The sequence below is a fragment of the Delftia sp. WSY_16 genome, from assembly GCF_043104415.1.
Taxonomy (GTDB): Bacteria; Pseudomonadota; Gammaproteobacteria; order Burkholderiales; family Burkholderiaceae_C; genus Comamonas; species Comamonas tsuruhatensis.
Genome location: NZ_JBICKS010000035.1, coordinates 1 through 1718, shown reverse-complemented (window position 1 = coordinate 1718; position 1718 = coordinate 1). Strand labels below are relative to the sequence as shown.

1 pseudogene is annotated in these 1718 nt (G+C 66.1%); it reads right to left on the bottom strand.

Features of this window, described 5'->3' with window-relative positions:
* Positions 1-1613 (bottom strand): annotated as a pseudogene (locus ACF8O7_RS17960) (hypothetical protein); the annotation flags it as partial.
* Positions 1614-1718 lie beyond the last annotated feature (105 nt).

Genomic DNA, 1718 nt, shown 5'->3' with positions numbered 1-1718 from the left:
ACAGCCGGCAGGTTGAAGCTGGTGTTCCCACCCGCCGCCACTGCCGCAGTGAAGTTCACCGTGCAAGTCAGCACGGAGCTGCCATTACCCGCAAACGGGAAGGTATTGGGCGTGCAGGTCGCACTGGCCACGTTCGCGCCGGTCGGCACGCCCGTGATGCTGATGCCTGCCGGCACCAGATCCTTGATGGTCACGCTGGTGGCGGGACCGAAGGCACTGGCGGCATTCGCTACCGTGAAGGCGTAGTTGAACGCCGTGCCCACGGCCAGGCTGCCGGGATTGGCCTTGGTGACCGTCAACGCTGGCGTGCCTGGCGTCACCGGAGTCACCGGTGTGGAAGCGCAGTCTGTCGTGCACCCTGCCGTCGGATTGACGGGGCTGATGCCGCCCGACGGATCGTAGGAGGCCGTGTTGGTGCTTGAACCCACCGCCGTCGGAACAGCTGGCAGATTGAAGCCGCTGTTGCTGCCAGCCGCCACCGGCGTGGTGAAGCTCACCGTGCACGTCAGCACGGTACTGCCATTGCCCGCAAACGGGAAGGTATTGGGCGTGCAAGTCGCGCTGGCTACATTGGCACCAGTCGGCACGCCCGTGATGCTGATACCCGCAGGCACCAGGTCCTTGATGGTCACGCTGGTGGCAGGGCCGAAGGCACCGGCCGCATTCGCTACCGTGAAGGCGTAGTTGAACGCCGTGCCCACGGCCAGACTGCCAGGGTTGGCCTTGGTGACCGTCAGCGCTGGCGTGCCAGGCGTGACCGGAGTCACCGGCGTGGAAGCGCAGTCTGTCGTGCAACCCGCCGTCGGATTGACCGGGCTGATGCCACCCGACGGATCGTAGGAAGCCGTGTTGGTGCTCGAACCCACCGCCGTCGGCACAGCCGGCAGATTGAAGCTGGTGGTGCCACCGGCCGCCACCGGCGTGGTGAAGCTCACCGTGCAAGACAGGATCGCCGTGCCATTGCCCACGAAGGGGAAGGTGTTGGGCGTGCAGGTCGCGCTGGCCACATTGGCACCAGTCGGCACACCCGTGATGCTGATGCCTGCCGGCACCAGATCCTTGATGGTCACGCTGGTGGCGGGGCCGAAGGCACTGGCAGCGTTGGACACGGAGAACGCGTAGTTGAAGGGCGTGCCCACGGCCAGGCTGCCGGGATTGGCCTTGGTGACCGTCAGCGCAGGCGTGCCTGGCGTCACCGGAGTCACAGGTGTGGAAGCGCAGTCTGTCGTGCACCCTGCCGTCGGATTGACGGGGCTGATGCCGCCCGACGGATCGTAGGAGGCCGTGTTGGTGCTCGAACCCACAGCCGTCGGAACAGCCGGCAGATTGAAGCTGGTGTTGCTGCCAGCCGCCACCGGCGTGGTGAAGCTCACCGTGCAAGACAGGATCGCCGTGCCATTGCCCACGAAGGGGAAGGTATTGGGCGTGCAGGTCGCACTGGCCACGTTCGCACCGGTCGGCACGCCCGTGATGCTGATGCCTGCCGGCACCAGGTCCTTGATGGTCACGCTGGTGGCGGGACCGAAGGCACTGGCAGCGTTGGACACGGAGAACGCGTAGTTGAACGCAGTCCCCACAGCCAAGCTGCCGGGGTTGGCCTTGGTGACCGTCAACGCTGGCGTGCCAGGCGTCACCGGAGTCACCGGTGTGGAAGCGCAGTCTGTCGTGCAACCGGCTGTCGGATTGACGGGGCTGATGCCACCGGACGGATCGTAGGA